Annotated in this window: 17 protein-coding genes and 1 pseudogene; 4 read left to right on the top strand and 14 right to left on the bottom strand. The window is 66.1% G+C overall.

Going from position 1 to position 18,496, the window contains the following annotated elements; translation table 11 throughout:
* Positions 1–234 precede the first annotated feature (234 nt).
* The 5 genes from CFB52_RS24760 to CFB52_RS24740 all read right to left on the bottom strand — a co-directional run bounded on the left by CFB52_RS24760 (position 235) and on the right by CFB52_RS24740 (position 4,780).
* Complete coding sequence (locus CFB52_RS24760; protein WP_059584631.1) at positions 235–987, bottom strand: thioesterase II family protein; 753 nt, start codon at positions 985–987, stop codon at positions 235–237.
* A gap of 146 nt (positions 988–1,133) precedes the next feature.
* Positions 1,134–1,280 (bottom strand): hypothetical protein, encoded by a 147-nt coding sequence (locus CFB52_RS34775; RefSeq protein WP_180278252.1) that lies wholly within the window; start codon positions 1,278–1,280, stop codon positions 1,134–1,136.
* Between the two features lie 977 nt (positions 1,281–2,257).
* Complete coding sequence (locus CFB52_RS24750; RefSeq protein ID WP_099317701.1) at positions 2,258–3,019, bottom strand: response regulator transcription factor; 762 nt, start codon at positions 3,017–3,019, stop codon at positions 2,258–2,260.
* A 277-nt stretch (positions 3,020–3,296) separates the two neighbouring features.
* Positions 3,297–4,280 (bottom strand): FecR domain-containing protein, encoded by a 984-nt coding sequence (locus CFB52_RS24745; RefSeq protein WP_099317700.1) that lies wholly within the window; start codon positions 4,278–4,280, stop codon positions 3,297–3,299.
* Positions 4,277–4,780, bottom strand: a complete 504-nt coding sequence (locus CFB52_RS24740; protein WP_099317930.1) for a sigma-70 family RNA polymerase sigma factor — start codon at positions 4,778–4,780, stop codon at positions 4,277–4,279. The genes CFB52_RS24745 and CFB52_RS24740 overlap by 4 nt, the downstream gene beginning before the upstream one ends.
* A 504-nt stretch (positions 4,781–5,284) precedes the next feature.
* Between CFB52_RS24740 and CFB52_RS24735 the strand changes: the two genes are divergently transcribed.
* The gene (locus tag CFB52_RS24735; protein WP_180278251.1) at positions 5,285–7,567 is read left to right on the top strand and encodes a TonB-dependent receptor; all 2,283 of its coding nucleotides are present in this window, start codon (positions 5,285–5,287) and stop codon (positions 7,565–7,567) included.
* 16 nt (positions 7,568–7,583) lie between these two features.
* Here the strand turns inward: CFB52_RS24735 and CFB52_RS34770 are convergent, their stop codons facing one another.
* The 5 genes and pseudogenes from CFB52_RS34770 to CFB52_RS35440 form a co-directional block, all read right to left on the bottom strand.
* A complete protein-coding gene (locus CFB52_RS34770; RefSeq protein WP_180278250.1) occupies positions 7,584–7,727 on the bottom strand; it encodes a hypothetical protein in 144 nt (47 codons plus the stop codon).
* 163 nt (positions 7,728–7,890) lie between these two features.
* Positions 7,891–8,538 (bottom strand): hypothetical protein, encoded by a 648-nt coding sequence (locus CFB52_RS34355; RefSeq protein ID WP_124859842.1) that lies wholly within the window; start codon positions 8,536–8,538, stop codon positions 7,891–7,893.
* Entirely contained in the window at positions 8,535–9,203 is a 669-nt protein-coding gene (locus CFB52_RS34350) for a hypothetical protein (protein WP_144029756.1), read from the bottom strand. Before CFB52_RS34350 ends, CFB52_RS34355 begins: the two co-directional genes overlap by 4 nt.
* Positions 9,204–9,426: 223 nt before the next feature.
* A complete protein-coding gene (locus CFB52_RS34345) occupies positions 9,427–9,747 on the bottom strand; it encodes a hypothetical protein (protein WP_124859847.1) in 321 nt (106 codons plus the stop codon).
* 401 nt (positions 9,748–10,148) lie between these two features.
* A pseudogene (locus CFB52_RS35440) lies at positions 10,149–10,265 on the bottom strand (IS5/IS1182 family transposase); the annotation flags it as partial.
* Between the two features lie 155 nt (positions 10,266–10,420).
* Between CFB52_RS35440 and CFB52_RS24730 the strand changes: the two are divergent.
* The 3 genes from CFB52_RS24730 (at position 10,421) to CFB52_RS24720 (ending at position 13,789) form a co-directional block, all read left to right on the top strand.
* On the top strand, positions 10,421–11,710 hold the full coding sequence (locus tag CFB52_RS24730) for an FAD-binding oxidoreductase (protein ID WP_059584639.1): 1,290 nt from the start codon (positions 10,421–10,423) through the stop codon (positions 11,708–11,710).
* 17 nt (positions 11,711–11,727) lie between these two features.
* The gene (locus tag CFB52_RS24725) at positions 11,728–12,285 is read left to right on the top strand and encodes a helix-turn-helix domain-containing protein (RefSeq protein WP_059584641.1); all 558 of its coding nucleotides are present in this window, start codon (positions 11,728–11,730) and stop codon (positions 12,283–12,285) included.
* A gap of 157 nt (positions 12,286–12,442) precedes the next feature.
* On the top strand, positions 12,443–13,789 hold the full coding sequence (locus CFB52_RS24720; protein ID WP_099317698.1) for a glutamine synthetase family protein: 1,347 nt from the start codon (positions 12,443–12,445) through the stop codon (positions 13,787–13,789).
* Positions 13,790–13,922: 133 nt separating this feature from the next.
* On the opposite strand, the gene CFB52_RS24715 is transcribed toward CFB52_RS24720, so the two are convergent.
* The 4 genes from CFB52_RS24715 to CFB52_RS24700 form a co-directional block, all read right to left on the bottom strand.
* Entirely contained in the window at positions 13,923–14,312 is a 390-nt protein-coding gene (locus CFB52_RS24715; RefSeq protein ID WP_099317697.1) for a lysozyme inhibitor LprI family protein, read from the bottom strand.
* A 55-nt stretch (positions 14,313–14,367) separates the two neighbouring features.
* Entirely contained in the window at positions 14,368–15,132 is a 765-nt protein-coding gene (locus CFB52_RS24710; RefSeq protein WP_099317696.1) for an N-acetylmuramoyl-L-alanine amidase, read from the bottom strand.
* Positions 15,133–15,256: 124 nt separating this feature from the next.
* Positions 15,257–16,876 (bottom strand): NAD(P)/FAD-dependent oxidoreductase, encoded by a 1,620-nt coding sequence (locus CFB52_RS24705; RefSeq protein ID WP_059584649.1) that lies wholly within the window; start codon positions 16,874–16,876, stop codon positions 15,257–15,259.
* Positions 16,876–18,390: a polyamine aminopropyltransferase gene (locus CFB52_RS24700; protein WP_069617304.1), complete on the bottom strand. Its 1,515-nt coding sequence runs from the start codon at positions 18,388–18,390 to the stop codon at positions 16,876–16,878. Before CFB52_RS24700 ends, CFB52_RS24705 begins: the two co-directional genes overlap by 1 nt.
* Positions 18,391–18,496 lie beyond the last annotated feature (106 nt).

Here is an 18,496-nt window from a genome sequence, read left to right as displayed (position 1 = left end):
TAAATTCGGCCCGTGTTACTGAAGGTGTCTCCCGCTGACCGATAGCGCTTGCTTATTCATCGTTATGGACTTTCAACTCATACTGATCGTGTCGATCGAGGTCGTTCTCCTTTTCAATCCCGATGTCGGCATGCAATGCCGCAAATGCCGGCAGGTGCGACCGGTGCGCGGCACCGGGCGTACACTGGCCGGCAGATTTCCCCGCGGCATGCTGGTGCCGATTTGACGGGACTGCTACGTAGGGTCGGTCAGCGCGGCGACGACGCGGTTCCGAATCTCCTGTTCCCACGCCTGGAGAAAGAAGTGCCCGCCGTCGAACCGGTGCAGCGCGAATGGCCCCCCGCTGTAGCGGGCCCACTCGGCCAATGCATCGCTCGCGACATGGGGATCGCGCAGACCACCGAACACCGTCAGCCCGCACGGCAACACGAATGGCGTATCCACCCGGTACCCGTCGGCGAGTGCGAGATCGGCACGCAGCGACGTCAGGAAGTGCCCTAGCCATTCGGGCTCCGACAGCAAGGCAGCCGGCGTTCCGCCCATCGCTTTCAGCCACTCGATCAGTTCCGGATCGGATAGCCGATGGGCCGGCGGCCCGCTTGGCGCCACGTGCGGCGCGCGGTGTGCGGCGCTGAATGCGTGCGAAGGGGTGGGAAGGCCGCGCCGAACGAGTTCCCTTGTCCATTCGATGCTGACGACGCTGCCCAAGCTGTAGCCGAACGTGCCAAACGGCTTGTCGAGCAGGCCGGCCGCCGCCGTCGCAAGCGCGGTGCACATTGTGTCGAGCGACGTGAGCGCCGCTTCCGCAAAGCGGGTTTGGCGCCCCGGTGGTTCGATGGCGACGACTTCGAGCCAGTCTGGCAGTTCAAACGCCCAGCTCCGGTACAGCAGCGATCCGCCGCCGGCATACGGGAAGCAGAACAGCCGGTGCGTTGCCCGGGGACGCGGGCGATGCAGGACGAACCAGGGTGTGTGATTGATGAGCATGCGGATTCGGAGTGGAAATCACGGCGCAGCGCAGGCGGACAGCGTGTGTAGAGGGCACGGGACGCGCATTTCGAGAGGAGGCGGAATCGCCCCATTCCGACGTGAGCGTGACGTCCGGATGGCGAGTGAGCCGTCGCGAGGACGCATCAGATCCCGCAGGCAAGCACCACGGCCTGATCGGCGGGCGGCGCGTCGTGATGGAGGCGGAACCTGTCGATCGCACCGAGACTGTGAAGAAACGTGCGTCGGAAGAGGTCGGCATTCGTTTCGAGTAGATGTTTCGTGTCGGTCATGTTCGTATCGTTCTGTCGTCCATAACTTGATTCATGCAGCGATAAGCGACTCGCGCAACGACGGCAAACGTTTGCGCTTGCGAGCGTATGCGGAGAACGGCGAGTTCGTCGGGTTAACGAACACAGGACGAAAATATATAAGGTGAATCACGCCGGAATCCTCAAAAAATCTCATGGAAGGCATCAAGTGCTGTCGTAATCGCGGCGGAATTCCTGGTCATCCGAATATCGATGGACCACCGATGTCCGGATTATATGGATGAAAATCGCTTAAAAAGCACCAAATATGCACAAAAAATTGAAAAATTTTTAGATATACGGCTAACTGAATTGATATGGATAGTTGGATTTTTGCTAAGAGACGATTTCAAAAACACTCATCGAGAATGTTGACTTTCGTGGTGAGCTGTCAAGCGAGTCGCCGGGCGACTGCGCGGCGAGGGGCCGCGGACGCGCCATGCCTTTCCGTCCACAAGGGCCGACGATACGGTTGTCCGGTCCGAGCGAAGTGGAAAACACGCTGAACCAGCGCGCGGGCGTGTCCTTCAAGGGCGATCTGCCGAAATGCGCGCCGGCCGGCACGGCAACCGCGCCGGGCACGACATGCGGCGGGCTGCGAATCAACGCGTAGCGGATCACGCCGGACGGCACGCTGAGCTTCGCCGACGAACCCGCGATGGTCGATGAGTCGGGGCGGCCGGTCTGGAGGTTCATCCGCTGTCGGGTGAAGCCCGGCCAGACCGTCGCGTTTTCGGCCGGTCCGTTTTCGCCGCCTACGGACAACCGGCTCGCGCCCCGCGTCGGCTATGTGTGCGCGATAGACCAAGGCATCGCGTTCTTCGCGGCGCGGCGCGGCGCGTCGCGGACCGGTCGCGCCTGCGGGCAGCGGCCGCAGCCACCGGTTCGCGGTGACGGCGGGCGGCCGGACGCGATGCGCGACGAACCTGCCGCCGCGCGCACGCGTTCGACAGCCTACCTCACGCGGCCGGGGGCCGGCCGGCTGCTGTCGGCGCCGCGAATTCCGGCTCATGCGCGTCGCTGCACGACCCGACTTCGAGTTTGTAGCCAAAGCCATACACGGTGCGCAGCGCGACGTCGTTCGCAATGCCGAGCGAGAGCTTCTTGCGCAGCTTGTAGATGTGTTGCTCGATCGTCCGGTCCGCGCAGTCGCGGTAGTTGCCCCAGATCGATTTTGCGACCTGGCCGCGATTGAAGCAGGTGCCGGGGTTCGAGAAGAACAGCCAGGCCATCGCGAACTCGCGCGACGTCAGCGCGATCGCGCCGCCGTGCAGCTTGACCGTGCCCGTATCGCGATCGAGCGCATACGGACCGACCGACAGGCGGGCCGGGGCCGAGGCGGCGCGGGCCTGCCCGCGCCGGGCGAGCGTCGCGCGCACGTACAGCTCGTTGGGATCGAACGGCAGCGTCAACACGTCGGCCGCGCCGAGGTCGTACCAGAGGAACATCTCGGCGGGCCCGTCGAACGAGCCGACCACCACGACCGGCGCGCGGCTGTCCGCGTGGCACGCGCGCCACGACAGCACCGGATTGTGGGTAGCATTGACGCAGCGCGCGTCGAACACGATCAGGTCGTACGGCCGGTGGCGCAATGCGCGCAGCATCGTCAGCTCGTCGGCGAACCGGTCGCCGCGGCGCTCGCCGCAGTGCGCGCCGCGCCCGAGGCTGTCCGCGATGCGGTCGGCCAGACGCAGGTCGCGGGTCAGGAGGGCATAGTCCAAAGTGACCTCTTCAAATCGAAACGGAATATCGGCGTCCGCGCCCGTCGTCGCGCGGCGGCGCCCGGCAGTTCGCCGGGACGGGCCGTGCCTGCACGCACGGGACGGTTTTGCCGTTCGCCTGCGGTGTCGCGACTTCGCGGTGTTTCAGATTGCTTGTGCGACGAGTGACGAAAAGTGACGTGCCTTCCGCAAAAAATTTTTGCTGTCTGGCGTTGGATGGGTTACCACGGGCAATCGGGCGATCACCCGGGCAATCGCGCCGCGCTCCCGGTGCGCGTCAGGCTTGCGACGCGAGCGAAACGAGCACAACGCATCCCGCATAGCGCCGGACCTCCAGCGGTAGCGTCGCGGCGAGCGCGGCGAGGGTGCGCGGCGGATCGTCGAGTCGGAACACGCCGGTGACGGGCAGCGCGGCGGCGGCGTCGGTCACGCGGATCACGCCGGGGTAGTACGGACGCAGCCGCGCAATCACCGCGCCGAGCGGCTCGGTGTGTATGACCAGCTGGCCGCCGGTCCATGCGGCTTCGTCCGTCGCGTTGGCGGCGAGTGGCTCGATGAGGTCGGCGCCGGCGCGCGCGGTGAGTCCGGGCCGCAGCGACAGCGTCGCGCCACCCGGCACCGCGATTCCGACCGGCGCATCGAGCGCGGCGACGTGCAGCCACGGGCCGTCCACGCGAACCGCGAACCTGCCGGCGCGCGCGCGCACCATGCGCTCGGCATGCCGGACCACGAACGGGCGCGTGTTCGCCGCCGCGCGCACGAGCAGCGCGCCCGCGCGCAATCGCACGCCGCGCTCGTCCGCCCGGTAGTCGAGGTCGACCGCGCTGCGCGCGGCGAGCATCAGCGACGAGCCGTCGGCAAGCGTCGCGGTGCGCTGCTCGCCGGTGTTCGTCTGCAGGTCGGCCGACCACTCGGCGATGGGGGAGAAGCGATCGGCGAGCGCGCCCGCGCCGGCGACGAGCGCGCCGAACGACAGCACGCCGCGCACGACGCGCCGGCGTGCGGGTACGGCCAGTAGCGCATCGCCGAGCGCGCTCGGCGCGAGGCCGTGCGTTGCCGGCGGCGTCAGCGCGCCGAGCGATGCGTCGAGCCGCGCGACCGCGCGCGCGTGTGCGGGATCGGCGCGCAGCCACGCGTCGAAGCGCGCGCGGTCGCGCCCGGTCGCATCGCCCGAGCGCAGCAGCACCATCCAGCGGATCGCATCGTCGAGTACGCGCGGGTCGATCGCGTCGACCACTTTCGGTTGATCGGCCAGATTCACTGCAAAGACGCGAGATAGCACGCGCGCAGCGCCTGCGCGAGATAGTCGCGCACGGTGCGCTTCGATACGCCGAGCCGGTCGGCGATTTCGGCATGCGTGAGCCCGTGGAACTGGCTGTAGATGAACGCGTTGCGCGCCTTCGCGGACAGCCCGGCCAGCATCCGGTCGATCGCATGCAGCGTTTCGACGACAAGCGCGCGCTCCTCCTCGGACGGCGCGACGCTTTCCGGGCGTGCGGCGAGCACGGCGAGGTACGCGCGCTCGAGGTCGCGGCGGCGCCAGAAGTCGTAGACGAGGCGGTGGGCGATTGTCGTCAGCAACGCGCGCGGCTCCCGCACGGACGATGCGCCGGCTTGCGCGATCAGTTGCACGAACGTTTCGGAAGCGATGTCTTCAGCCGTAAACGCACAGCCGAGCTTGTAGCGCAGACGGCCGAGCAGCCAGGGGTAGTCGTTGCGGAAGATTGCTTCGACGGGTGGGACAGCGGCAAGCGTCGTCATGCTGAATTCCATGTTGCATCGAACGGTTGGAGCGGCCAGGAGCGCCTTGCACGCAGGCTAGCAAAGAATATACGAGCACTCAACCTCGATGCCGGTGCGCATTTTTACCCGCGATTCGCGCAAGACGAATTCGCTGCGGTGTGGCGACGTTGCCGTGACGGTCGCGCGGCCGCCGCATGGCTGCGCGTGTCGGGTTATCGGCCGGCCCGTACAGCCCGTCCACGGGCGTATCGCGTCGAGCGGGAGCGCCCCCCAGGCGTGCGTGCCCGAGGGCCGGAGCCTGCGTGTCGCAGGCTGCGAATCGACACGGTTTCGCAATCGCTCTGCGGTGCACCGCCGCTGTTCTTCGTGATGCTACACATCCTATTGCCGTGAATGCATGCCGGCCACCGCTTTTTTTGACGTTCACGCGGACCCTGTATGCTCGCGCTCCGACCTGACAGAGAAGTAAGCATGTTTAGTGTGTTTAGTCGATTCGAAATAAACGACGTCGTCGGACGAGCGATGCTGGCGGGCGTCTGGTGGGGCGCGGCGACGGCCGCCGCCTGCGCCGACGAGGGCGTCGTCACCTTTCACGTACCGGGCGGCGCGCTCGATGCCGTGTTGCTCGAGGTTGCGCGGCAGGCGCACGTCGTGCTGTCGTTCGACAGCGCACTGACGGCCGGCCGCTGGGCCGGGCCGGTCGATGGCACGATGACCGCGCGCGACGCGCTCGCCTGCGCGCTGGCGGGCACGCCGCTCGAACCGACCAGCGTCGCGGGCGGCACGTGGACGCTGCAGCGCACCCGTACACCGGATGCCGGCGCGGCGACCATCATGTTGCCGCCCATTCGCATGCGCGCTCGGGTTGGCGCGGACGGCGGCTTCGCCGAGACGCGCTCGTCGGCCGCGGCGCGGCTCGACCTGCCGCTCGTCGACACGCCGCAGTCGGTCGGCGTCGTGAGCCATGCCGTGCTGACGAGCCAGCAGGCGGAATCGGTCGCGGACGCGATCGCGAACGTCAGCGGCGCGACGTCGGTGTTCGACGAAAACAACGCGAACTACGGCATCGGGATACGCGGCTATACCGCGCAGGCGCTGCTCGTCGACGGGAGCGTCGTCGAATCCGCCGATTACCCGCCGCTCGCGGGCATCGAACGCATCGAGGTCGTCAAGGGCCCGGCGACGGCGCTCGTCGGAGGTGCGCCAAACGGCGGCATCGTCAACCTGGTCACGAAGCGGCCGCAGTTCGCGCGCCATGCGACGCTGCAGACGACGCTGTCGTCGCGCGGGCGGCGCGAGAGCATGCTCGACATGAGTGACGTGTCGAGCGACGCGCAGGTCGGCTACCGGTTCGTAGCGAGCGGCAACCTGAACGGACGCAGCTATGGCGGCTACGATGGGCAGCGCGGCTTTTTCGTCGCGCCGTCGGTGCGCTACCGGGACGCCGACACCGATGTGACGCTGCGTCTCGAGCATTACCGGCAGCGCGTGCCGGTCCTGCCGTATTCGGTCGGCGGCGACGACGGCAATCCGTTACCGCAAACGTCGCTCGAGCCCGCCGGCGCGCGCGACGACCACATGGGCACCGATTCGCTGCGCGCGTCGCTGAACGCCGAGCGCGCGTTCGGCGACGGCTGGCAGGCGCGCGTGCGCGCGGTCTGGCTGAAATACGAAACCGTATCGCATTGGCACGTGCCCTACGCGCTGCTGGACGGCTCCGGCGACATCGCACTCTACGGCCTGCATTCTGTCGAGCGGCGGCATGAATCGGATGTGGCGGCGGAACTGCTGCGCACGTTCCGCGCGGGCGGTGTGTCCGGCACCATGCTCGCGGGCGTCGAGCACTGGCGGCTGTCGTCGACGGCCGACATCGCACCGTACGCGTCTGCCGTCCAGAACCTGTATGCGCGGCATCCGCTACCGTCGATTCCGTCCGGTCCGCTCGCGCGCGAATCCGATTCGGCGATGCGGCAATTGAGCGGTTACGTGCAGCTCCAGGCGCTGATCGCCGATCGGGTGACGGTGCTCGCATCGCTGCGACACACGAACGCGTTGCTGGACAAATCGCTAAGCTCGCCGTTGGTGCGCAATTCCGTCTGGTCGCCGAGCGTCGCCGCCAGCTACGCGATCACGCCGTCGGTCAGCATCTATGCAAACTGGATGCGCGGTTTTCGGCCGTCGCTCGACACCGTGTCGTGGGACGGCAAGACCCTGCAGGCCACCCGCACCGAGCAGATCGAGACCGGCATCAAGTTCACGCTCTTCGGCGATGCGCTGACCGCGACCGCCGCCGCGTACCAGCTGCGCGACGATGGCAAGATCATCGGCGATCCGACGCATCCGGGCTTTTACGCACGCGTGCCGGGCGAGCACAACCGCGGCGTCGAGTTCGACTTGGCCGGGAAGGTTCTGACGGGACTGGACGTGATTGGCTCGCTGACGGTGTCCGATTCGGGCGTGGCGGTCGACCCGCGTGGTACGCAGGTCCGGGCGCCGGGCACGCCGGCGCGCGCCGGCAGTCTGTGGATGACCTACGCGCTGCAGGCGCCGGCGTGGCGCGGCTGGGGCGTCGGCAGCGGCGTGTTCTTCCGCTCGCAGCGGGCGACAGGCGCACCCGGCTACGTCGTGCCCGGCGATGCGCGCGTCGATGCGACGGTGTTCTACCGAGCGGAGAAGTGGGCCGTGCAGCTTGGCGTGAAGAACGTGTTCGACCGGAAGCTTTACGGCGCCGCGCTTTACCCGAACTTCATCCCCGTGCTGCCCGGGCGCACGTTCTTGCTGACGACGACGTTCTCGCCGGGCTGAATATCTTGCGCCGCGCTCACGGCTGCGTGCCGTACACGCGTTCGATTGGCCGGTAGCCGAGGCCTTCGAGCGCGAAGCCGGGCTCGGCGTCGGCCGTGCCGGTGACGATCATCCGCGCGCCGCGCAGCTTCAGCGCGGAATAATCAGGATGACTAGACAATATCGAGCCCGGTCAGGAGGCGCAAAAGTGCCCGAAAAGAGCGAATTTCGGGCCGCCGTGATGACCTGTCTTGGGTGTTAACGAAAAACCGGCTCTCCTTCCGGGAATTGAAGCCGTTCCTCGGTTGAGGCTTGGCGTATCACGGACGACCCTTGCAACAAAGTCAGTGAATCCAGACCATGCCGTACGCGGAATTGGAACCATTGACCGCCTGGTTCGCCGTCCAGTTTCCGTATCTGGCCGATCCATTCCAGGAATACACATGCCCCCACGCGAAATGCCCATCCCCAATTTCGTCGATCGTGCATCGCTTGCTTGTGATTTGATACGCCCCTTGAAACACGCCTTGCTTCCAGCGACGCACGACAACCTCGACGAACGTGGCATATTTCCCCGCCGGAACCTGTTGACTCCAGCCAGTCGATTCCGTATTAGTCACGGTGCGCCCATACGAGGCGTCAACGTGAAGCAGATTCAAGATGCCTCCCACGATCGGAATACTTTCCGGATTCAAACTGGCACTGCCGCTGACGGTGTATCCATTGGAACGGGTTTTCGTCCATGTATACGTACACGGGGCAGCTACATTGCGGACGCCATTGCACAGGAAGGTATCACCTCTCCATATCCAGTCTTGCCACGTATTGGTTGCTTGCTGAATAGGAATCGACCAGGACGAGCTGTTTCCCACCAGATTTGCCTGGTTGGTTTGGCTATCGAGCAGGCACGTCGTCCCGGCAACGGCATGGCCGACCTGAAACAGGCAAACGACGCCCGCAATCGCGGAATTGAAAAGCGATTTCGACTTCACTTGTTACCCCCATCATTGGTTTGAAAAATATTCGCGACGTTGTTTTGTGTCGCATCGATGCCTGAAACCTTCTGGTCGGGTCCTCCGTTGGTATTTCCGCCGCCGGTGTTGAATATCGGGGTGATCAGATAGCCGTCGCCGTTCGGGCCTCGTTGAATTCGGACTGCGTCGCCGGCAACCGCGGTTCCCGGGCCGACAATTTGTTCTACGGCGGAATTGACGGTCGCGCCCCCGGGCTTTCCGCTACCGGCGGAATCGATGACTATCTCTTTGCCATTTCCCAGGCCGTCGACAATTTCCTTCATTACGCCCGGATTTGCAGTCTGGTCGCTGGAAACGACCAGAACATCGTAGTCGTCAGCCGTTCCCGGCGGGAGTTTCTCAGACAATGCCGACGCGACGAACCCCGTCCCCGATCCCAGATTTCGGACTTTCTGCTGAGGCGTCGACCCGCTGGCTACGAGTACCGTGTTGCCCGGAGGCGGGGGCGTAGAGTGCAGATTTTGCGCGACATTTTGCTGATTCAAGCTTTGATCTGTTGAGTTCTGAGCAGGCTTTGACGGCAAGGCGTCGCCGCCGGAGCATCCCTGCAAAATAGAAGAAACAAGCAGAATCAAACCTGAAATATATGTGGTATTTAACATTCGATCCTCAAAAAATGTCATGGCCGATGGTTCGGTAATTTGCTTCGTCTGGAATTGATGCTATGAAATGCAAAATGTCATGTCTTTTTATGTTGGACGATTTGGATGGGTCTTGGTAAAGCATCCGCCATTCGGATCCGTGGCATGCGATTTTTAAATGATAAATATTTAAAGAGCGTGACTTCGCTCGGAGGTAATGCGATATCGAACAAAATCGAACATTCGAAAGCGGAATAACGCCGGGCTAGATAGCATCTTTCGTTTCTGAAAAATATAGGTATGTTCTTTCGATTGACGTCGGCCCACATCCTGGGCGTAAAAATATTCGGTTGGTGGCGGTTACGAAGGCCTGGCTCGTCGTGACGGCGTCGGCGCGGGTCGCGACGCGCGCAAGCGCGCGATTGCCCGCCGCTGCGTCTGCCGTGCCTGTCGCGCGGCCGGCGGCCGCCTCGCTCGTATCCGGGCCGCTGCCGCACGCCGAAAGCGCGAGTGCGCCGAGGCTGTAGAGGAACGTGCGACGGGAAAGGCCAGCACTCGCTTCAAGTCGATGTTTCGTATCGCTCATGTTCGTATCGTTACGTCCGTAATGTTGGCCACGCGGAGACGAAACTCTCGCGCGGCGGCGGCAAACGTTTTCGCTTGCGCGCGTATGCCGGGGACGGCGAACCCGCCTTGTTATCGAACGCGTGGTGAAAATATATAGGTGTAGAAACTGTGGATTCTCAAAAATGCTCACAAGGAAGTGCGTGCGAAGCCTTGACCGGAGCGAATGTTTCGTTGCTCCGGTTGGTTGCGATCCCATCCGCTAAGGAACGCTAACAGAACGATTTTTGAACGTGCCTCCAGCAGATGATTCAGACGGCGATTTTCATGAACGCCTCATGTATGGTGGCGAGGCGTTCGAACCGGATACGCAGTGGGATTGGGTCCTGCTTTCGACCCGATCCCACTGTATGAATGGAGGGCGACGCCGCGATCGTCGAGACGCTTGCGTCCGGGGTATCGCGTCGGACGCCGCTTCGGTGGTGACAACAGCGGTTGGGTGAGTGACCACGATTCGTCATCGAGTATCGGTTTGGCCATGGCCTCTCGGCGAAACAACGAAGCGGTTAACGGAACGCGCGACGGGTTAGTGGCCTTCGCAATTTATTTTGTTGGAATTTCTTGGCGTTGCTTCCGTGAAATTGTCGTGCTAGTTTTTCATGAAATTTCGCAGCAATATTTTCACGGAGGCTCGCATGTTCGTGCAGTCCGACCGTCACGTCGCAAGCTACTACGCCGGTACCTACCCGGCGCCGATCCCGCATCGGCCGGCGCTGGACGAACGTGTCGACGCCGACGTGCTGGTCGTCGGCGCGGGCTTCAGCGGGCTGCATACGGCGCTGCGGCTCGCGCTCGCCGGCAGGCGCGTCGTCATGCTCGAAGCGAGCCGCGTCGCGTGGGCCGCGTCGGGCCGCAACGGCGGACAGGCGCTGCTCGGCTGGTCGTGCGACATGCGGCCGCTCGAGGATGCGCTCGGCCGCGACGGCGCCCGGTTGCTCTGGGACAGCATGCGCTGGGCGGCGGCCGAAGTGCGCGAACTGCCGGCGCGACACGGTTTCGACATCGACTACCGGCCCGGCAGCCTGTGGGCCGCGGTGCGGCCGCGGCGCGTCGCGATGCTGGCGCAGGCGCGCGACGAGGCCGCCGAGCGCTGGGGCTACGACCGGTTGCGCATGATAGGCCGTGACGAGATGCCCGAATGGATCGGCGGCACGCGCTATCTCGCGGCGCTTCACGATCCGGAGGCCGGCCACCTGAATCCGCTCAAGCTCGCACTCGGCCTCGCGCGAACGATCGAGCGCGCGGGCGGCCGCATCTTCGAACAGAGCCGCGTGCTCGACTGTCGCGAGACGGCCGGCGGCCACGTCGCCCGCACGGCGCGCGGCGAAGTGCGCGCGGACGTGCTGGTGCTCGCGTGTAACGCATACGTCGACCGGCTCGATCGCGACCTTGCGCGCCGGCTGCTGCCGGTCGGCACGTACCAGGTCGCAACCGCGCCGCTCGCACCCGACGTCGCGCGGGCGCTATTGCCGCGCAACAGTTGCGTGATCGACAACCAGTTCGTGCCCGACTATTTCCGCCTGAGCCCCGACAACCGGCTGCTGTTCGGCGGCGGCTGCACGTATCTCGGCGGCATTCCGGCCGATATCCCGGCGGCGACGCGCCCGCGCCTCGAACGCGTGTTCCCGCAACTGGCCGGCGTGCCGCTCGACTACGCGTGGGGCGGTCACATCGACATCAGCATGCGCCGCACGCCGGACATCGGCCGCCACGGGCAGCGCTTCTGGCTGCAGGGCTTTTCGGGGCATGGCGTGCTGCCGACGCTCGCCGGCGCGCGCGCGGTGGCCGATGCCGTGCTCGGCGACGCGCATCTGCTCGCGCAGTATCAGCGCATTCGCAACCCGCGCTTTCCCGGCGGCGACCGGCTGGCCGCGCCGCTGGAGGCGATCGGCAAGGTCTGGTACCGCCTGCGCGATACCGTTTGATTGCATCGGAATCCTTCATGAACGAACAGGAAGAGATAGAAAGTCTGGCGATCCTGATCCGCGACCTGCGCAAGCATCGCAAGGTCACGCTGAGCGATCTCGCCGAACGGATCGGCCGCTCGGTCGGCTTTCTGTCGCAGGTCGAGCGCGGGCTGTCGCGTCCGACGGTCGCGGATCTCACCGCGATCGGCGAGGTGCTCGGCGTGCCGACCACGTATTTTTACAGCCTGAGCAAGCCGCGCAGCGTGCCGTGGGTCACGCGGCCCGACGAACGCCGCACCGTGCATTACGCAGCCGGCATTACCGACATTCTCGTGTCGCCGAACATGCGTTCGCGCTTCTCGATCCTCGAAAGCCATCTCGCGCCGGGGGCGAGCAGCGGCGAGCGGCCGGTCGACGACAGCGACGAGCAGGGCGGCTTCGTGCTCGAAGGAGCGCTGACGATCTGGATCGACGGCGACGACACGCCCGTCACGCTCGGCCCGAACGATGCATTCCAGCTTCCCGCGCACAAGCGCTTCCGGTATGCGAACCTGACCGACGCGCCGACGCGCGTGATCTGGGTATTTACCTGAGCTGAATGGTCGGCGGGGCGGGCGCCTCCGCAGTCCGTCGCGCCACACGGCCTGTTTGCAGTACTGATCGACATGCGGCATGCGTTGCGCCGTGCGCCGCATGAATCCGGTTCGCCGCGTTGCGGCACCGCCCTACAAGACATGGAAAGGATGAGACATGGCTGACGTCGTTCCCGCGCTGGTCGGTGAAGTTCGCGCATTCCGGCAGGCGCACCCCGAGATCCGTTATGTCGACCTGATCTGCCTCGACCTGCCCGGGCATTTCTACGGCAAGCGCTATCCGATCGACGCGCTCGAGAAAGTCGCGTCCGGCTCGCTGCTGAAGCTGCCGCAGAACTGCGTGCTGCTCGGCACGCAAGGCGGCCTCTACAAGATCGGCGATTACTGTTTCAACGACGGCGACCCCGATGCGCCGCGCCGCCTGATCCCCGGCACGCTGAAGCCTGTGCGCTGGGAGCGGCAGCCGCTCGCGCAGATGCTGATCAGCTCCGACGGTACCGATTCGCCGATCGAATTCGAGCCGCGCGAGGTGCTCGCGCGCGTGCTGCGGCGGTTCTCGGCGCGGGGCATCCGGCCGGTCGTCGCATTCGAGCTCGAGTTCTACCTGTTCGCCGCGCAGCTCGCCCAAGGATTGCCGCAGTATCCGCGCGACCGCCTGAGCGACGACCGCGACGATCAGCCGAACATGCATATCGAGCGCTTGTCACGCTTCTCCGAGGTGTTGCACGAGATGGTCGACGCCGCGTGCGAACAGGGCGTCGATGCGACGGTGATCACCGCCGAGCTCGGGCCCGGCCAGTTCGAGATCAATTTCGGGCATACCGACGACGCGCTGCGCGCAGCAGACTGGTCGGCGCTGTTCTGCCGCAGTACGCGCGGCGTCGCGTTGCGGCATGGCTATCGCGCGAGCTTCATGGGCAAGCCGTATCTGCATGCGCCGGGCAGCGGGATGCACGTGCACGTGAGCCTGTATGACGATGCGGGACGCAACGTGCTTGCGGCAGACGGGCAGCGGCCGTTGCGGCACGCGGTGGCCGGCTGCCTCGCGCTGCTGCCGCATTGCATGCCGGTGTTCGCGCCGAATCACAATGCGTTTCGCCGCTACGGGTCGATGGTGAACGCGGCGAGCCGCGCGAGCTGGGGCTTCGAGGATCGCGACGCGTGCATCCGGATTCCGGCGTCGGACACACGCAACCTGCGGATCGAGCACCGGCTCGCGAGCGCGGATGCGAACCCGTACCTGGTGCTGGCGGCGATCCTGAGCGGGATGGAGCACGGGCTCGATGCAGGGCTCGAGCCGATCGCGCCGCTCAACGACGATCGCGGCAGCGGCATCGATTTTCCGAAGGAGATGCTGTCGGCGGTCGCCGCGATGCGGGATCATCCGGCCGTGCGCGAAGGGCTCGGCAGCGAGTTCGTGATGGTGTATTGCGAGAACAAGCGGCAGGAGGAGCTGGATTTTCGCAACGAGATCGGCGCGCGGGAGTATCGGTGGTTTCTGTGATTGCCGCGCGCGTCGGAAAAGTCGATCAGGGAAGGGGGCGATCGTCGTCGTGTTCGACGTCAAGCGCCCTCGTGTGATTCCTTTCGGGCTGCGATGCCGCGAAACGCGTCGCGGCATCGCATGCGTCGCGCCCTTACTCCCCGAGCTTCGACGTCACGCACCCGGTGCTCGAGCATTCGCGCTCACGCTCGCGCAGGAACGACAGCCGCGCCTGCGTCATGTCGTTCGCGCACTGGATATCGACGAGGTAGCTGCTGCCGCGCGTCTCGCTGCACTGCGCATCGCGTTGTTTCAGCCACGCGAGTTGCCCGGACTTCAGCGTCGCCTGCTGGTCGCCGCTCAGTTGCTTGCGCAGCCGGCCGTACTCGTCGTTGAGATCGCGGTCGGACTGCGAGAACTGCGTGCTCGTGCAATACACCTGGTCGAACGCGCTGCGCGGCTTCCCGCAGCCGGCCGCATGCGCGGCGAACGGAACGGCAAGGGCGAGCAACGCGCAGGACGCGAGCAGATTCTTTTTCTTCATGGTGAGTCTCCTGACTGGGGTGAAAACCGGTGAACCGGGCGGGCGATACCGTCGTTTATCCGGGCGTCGTACACGCGTCGATGCCGCCCGCGATCGCGGCGGACAGGCGCTGGATCGTCTCGCGTCGCGCGAGCCGCGCTTCTTCGTCCGGATTGACGATCACGCCAGCCTCGACGAGCACGGCGGGAATCGGCGCGGTGCGCAGCACGACGAGATCGTCGAAGCGATGGATGCCGAGTGGCGGGTCGATCAGCGGGCGGTTCTCGCCCTTGATCGGCTGCGCGTGATAGAGCGACGGCCGTTCGCCGGCCGCGACCAGCCGTTCGGCGATCGCCTTCGCGCAACGCAGGCTTTCCGCATAGTGCGGGTTGCGCGCCGACACGAACACCGAGAAGCCGCGGAATTCGCGCTGCCGGCCCGCGTCGATGAACTGTTGCTGCATCGAGTCGTGATGGATCGATACGAACAGGTTCGCGTCGGGCGCTTGCGTCGAGCGCCGATCGAGCGCGATCTCGCGGCCGTCCGCCGACGTGCGCAGCACGCGATCGCCGTGCGCGGCGAGTGTGTCGGCGACCGCGCCGGACAGGTCGAGGTTGTACAGGTATTCGACGCGGCCGCTGGCGCCGGTGGAGCCCGGATGCGCGGGCGTATGGCCGGTGTCGACGACGATGTAGCGCCCGGACGCGGGCGCGGCGACGGTCGTGCCGGCGGCGTCGGCCGCATGCAGCGCCAGTGGCGCGCTGAGGAGCGGGGCGCACGCGAGCACGCGCGCGGCGGCGCGCACGAACGGGCGAAGGCGTCGGAGGGTTCGGTTCGTCATTGTTGTTGTCGAGAAGGGCGTGCGGTGCGTCGAACGGCGCGCCACCGTCGGCCTGCTCAATGCAGTCGGAATGTCGCGCGATTATAGCGGGTGGCGGCGACGCCGCAATGACGAACGGCGGTTGTCAGGCCAGCACGCGCCGGGCCGCCAGCATGCCCCAGTACGACGCTTCCTCGAACAGCGACAGCCCGGACAGGTCGGCATGCGCGAACACGACGGGGCCGTCGGCATCGCGCAGCGCGAGCAGCCCCGGTCGGCTCAGGAAGCCGACGTCGGGTGTCGCCATCGCATGGCCGCGCACGGTGATCTCGAGTGCGGTCGCATGCTTCCACAGCTCGCGTCCGTACACGGCCTGCAGGTCGATTGCCGCCTGCTCGCGCAACGCGTCGGGCTTCGCCTGCGCGAGCCAGCGGCGCGTATCGTCCGGCGTTTGCGTGCTCAATGCCTGATAGGCGGAGAAGACGGAGCGCGTCGGCGGCGACATCCGGATCAACTGGTGCGTCGACACGACATAGCCGAGCCCCACGCTGTCGTAGACGACGTTGTCCCACGCGAGCGGTACGCCGGCTTCCTCGGCCGGCATGCCGTCGAGCAGGAAATTGGACACGAGCCACGGCGCGCGCGGCGGCAGGTCGCGTGCGGGATCGAAGCCGTATGCCGGCATCTGCGGAAACACGCGCGCCGCGACGAACAGCGGCATCGCGGAAACGACCCGGCGCGCCTTCAGCATGAACGTCGACAGCGCGCCGTCGTGGCCGACGCGGGCGCACAGCACGTCGACGCCGCCCGCACGTTCGGTCGCGCGCACCGCGAAGCCGTCCCGCGACCATGCGTTCGAGCCGGTGCGTGCGGCGATCGAATCGCCCAGCTTCGTCACCATCGTGTGCAGCCCGTCGGGCCAGGTCAGCACCGCGCCGTCGCCCGCATCGCCCGCATGGCCGCCGCGCGACGAGAAATAGTGCAGCCCGGCCCATGCGGAGACGTGCTCGTAACCGGCGCCGTAGTCGTCGCGGCAGCAATAGTCCAGATACCAGTGCAGCGCCTTCGCGGTGTAGCCCTCGTCGCGCAGCCACTGGCGAAACGAGCGCCGGTCGAGTGCGCGCCAGCGCGGGTCGCGCGACGATTCCGCGATCGGGATGCAGAACACCTTGCGGCCGTCGGTGCCGCGCGCGGTGCGCAGCCCGTCGGTGTACGCGAAGAAGCGCGCCTGCTGCGCGAGTGCGTCGGCGTCGAGGCCGGCGGTCGGCACGATGCCGTCCTGCCACTGCCCGCCGATGAACAGCCGTTCGTCCGGTGCGTGGACGAGGGCACGCTCGTCGTACACGGGGCGCGCGGAGAACGGCGCGGATTCGATCACGCCGAGATCGGCGAGCATGTCGCGCAGATGCACGGATTCGAGCGACGGCAGCGGCAGGTAGTGCGCGCCCTTCGGATAGCCGAGCTCGCCGAAGCGGCCACCGGCCGCGTTGCCGCCGAATTCGGGGCCGGCGAGGACCGTGAAGCGCGTATGACCGGCGCGCGCGAGCTGCCATGCGCACGACAGCCCGGCCGCGCCGGCGCCGAGAATCGCGACGTCCGTCTCGATCGTGCCGGACGGCGGCGGCAGCGTGGCATGGTCGCGCAGCGCATGGCCTTCGCGCATGCCGGGGTAGTCGATGCGCGGCGTCGTCTCGATCCAGCCGGTGCGGCCGCAGGCGGCGAGCGACGCGGCCGCCGACGCGACGAGGAACGTGCGACGGTCCATCAGCGCAGTACGTGCTTCCAGTCGTCGTCGAAGCGGCGCACGAGCGGCTGGTCGTTGAGTTCGTTCGGCGACATCGGCAGCGCCGGCATGTCGGCCGGAAAGTGGAACATCTCGGCGGCCGTTTGCGGATCGAGCCAGCGCGTCGGCACCGAGTAGTGCGTCGGCACCGTGAAATCGCGGCGCTTGCCGGCGATCACGAAGCCCCAGTCGCCGAACGACGGCACGTAGCAGTGGTACGGCCACGTGTTGAACCCGGCTTCGCGCAGCGTCGCGATGATGGTCCAGTACGCATGCGGCGCGAAATACGGCGACGTCGACTGGATCACCGTGTAGCCGTTCTCCGACAGGTGCCGCGCGAGCAGCCGGAATACGGGCACCGAATACAGGCGGCCGAGCCCGAAGTTGGTCGGATCGGGGAAGTCGACGACGATCGCGTCGTACACGTCGGCATTCGATTCGAGCCAGCGCACCGCGTCGTCGTTGATCACCTGCACGCGCGGATCCTTCAGCGCGCCCTGGTTCAGCTTGACGAGCGGCGCGGACGTCGAGAACAGCTTCGTCATCGCGGGATCGAGATCGACGAGCGTGATGCGTTCGAGATTGCGGTGCTTGAGCAGTTCGCGCACCGCGAGGCCGTCGCCGCCGCCCAGCACGAGCACGCGCTTGGCCCACGGCAGCGCCTCGATGGCCGGATGGATCAGCGCTTCGTGATAGCGGTGCTCGTCGCGCGACGAGAATTGCAGGTTGCCGTTCAGGTACAGCCGCATGTCGTCGTGCCACTGCGTGAGCACGATGCGCTGGTACGGCGTCGTTTCCGAGTAGATCGTCTCGTCGCCGTATACGCCGTGCTCGGCCCAGTGCGTGATGCGCTCCGACAGCGCGAACCCGGCGATCAGCAGCCCGATCACGAGCGACGCGCGCATCAGCTTGCCGCGCACGTTGCGGATTTCGTCGCGGAACAGGTGGGTCGTCCACAGTGCGACGAATGCGTTCAAGAGGCCGAACAGGAAGCTCGTACGCAGCAGGCCGAGACGCGGCGCCAGCACGAGCGGGAAGATCAGCGACACGGCGAGCGAGCCGAGATAGTCGAAGGTCAGCACCTCGCTGACGGTATGGCGGAACGCCTGGCGCCGCTGCTGGAACGCGCGCATCACGAGCGGAATTTCCATCCCGATCAGCAGGCCGAGCGCGAGCACCAGTGCGTAAAGCGCCGCGCGAAACGGTGCGGCGAGCCAGGCGAACACGACGAACAGCAGCGCGGCCGATACGCCGCCGAGCAGGCCGACGAGCAGCTCGATGTCGACGAAGCGATCGAGCACGTCGTCGTCCTCGACGAACTTCGCGAGCCACGAGCCGATCCCCATCGCGAACAGGTAGCAGCCGATCACCGACGAGAACTGCAGGATCGAATCGCCGAGCAGGTAGCTCGACAGCGCGCTGCTGATCAGTTCGTAGCCGAGCCCGCACGACGCGAGCACGAGGATCGACAGGACGAGCGCACGCTTATGCAGCATCGCGCATCCGTTGTGCAGTGTTCGGCAATGTGGATATACTGGCGCGGATTTTCGTCTGGCGGCCCCGCGCGGGCCGACCGGCGACGGGGCGGCGAACCGAGCACAA

The sequence above is a fragment of the Burkholderia sp. AU18528 genome (assembly GCF_002223215.2).
In the GTDB taxonomy this organism is placed as follows: Bacteria; Pseudomonadota; Gammaproteobacteria; order Burkholderiales; family Burkholderiaceae; genus Burkholderia; species Burkholderia semiarida.
The sequence above is the reverse complement of the archived record's forward strand: the minus strand, read 5'-3'. Positions and strand labels throughout refer to the sequence as shown.

What these genes read in the sequence shown, in the direction of transcription:
- CFB52_RS24760 (WP_059584631.1), bottom strand. Translation starts at nt 987, where the DNA reads ATGCTCATCAATCACACACCCTGGTTCGTCCTGCATCGCCCGCGTCCC.
- CFB52_RS34775 (WP_180278252.1), bottom strand. Translation starts at nt 1,280, where the DNA reads ATGACCGACACGAAACATCTACTCGAAACGAATGCCGACCTCTTCCGA.
- CFB52_RS24740 (WP_099317930.1), bottom strand. Translation starts at nt 4,780, where the DNA reads ATGACGACGCTTGCCGCTGTCCCACCCGTCGAAGCAATCTTCCGCAAC.
- CFB52_RS24735 (WP_180278251.1), top strand. Translation starts at nt 5,285, where the DNA reads ATGCTGGCGGGCGTCTGGTGGGGCGCGGCGACGGCCGCCGCCTGCGCC.
- CFB52_RS34350 (WP_144029756.1), bottom strand. Translation starts at nt 9,203, where the DNA reads ATGACATTTTTTGAGGATCGAATGTTAAATACCACATATATTTCAGGT.
- CFB52_RS34345 (WP_124859847.1), bottom strand. Translation starts at nt 9,747, where the DNA reads ATGAGCGATACGAAACATCGACTTGAAGCGAGTGCTGGCCTTTCCCGT.
- CFB52_RS24730 (WP_059584639.1), top strand. Translation starts at nt 10,421, where the DNA reads ATGTTCGTGCAGTCCGACCGTCACGTCGCAAGCTACTACGCCGGTACC.
- CFB52_RS24725 (WP_059584641.1), top strand. Translation starts at nt 11,728, where the DNA reads ATGAACGAACAGGAAGAGATAGAAAGTCTGGCGATCCTGATCCGCGAC.
- CFB52_RS24720 (WP_099317698.1), top strand. Translation starts at nt 12,443, where the DNA reads ATGGCTGACGTCGTTCCCGCGCTGGTCGGTGAAGTTCGCGCATTCCGG.
- CFB52_RS24715 (WP_099317697.1), bottom strand. Translation starts at nt 14,312, where the DNA reads ATGAAGAAAAAGAATCTGCTCGCGTCCTGCGCGTTGCTCGCCCTTGCC.
- CFB52_RS24710 (WP_099317696.1), bottom strand. Translation starts at nt 15,132, where the DNA reads ATGACGAACCGAACCCTCCGACGCCTTCGCCCGTTCGTGCGCGCCGCC.
- CFB52_RS24705 (WP_059584649.1), bottom strand. Translation starts at nt 16,876, where the DNA reads ATGGACCGTCGCACGTTCCTCGTCGCGTCGGCGGCCGCGTCGCTCGCC.
- CFB52_RS24700 (WP_069617304.1), bottom strand. Translation starts at nt 18,390, where the DNA reads ATGCTGCATAAGCGTGCGCTCGTCCTGTCGATCCTCGTGCTCGCGTCG.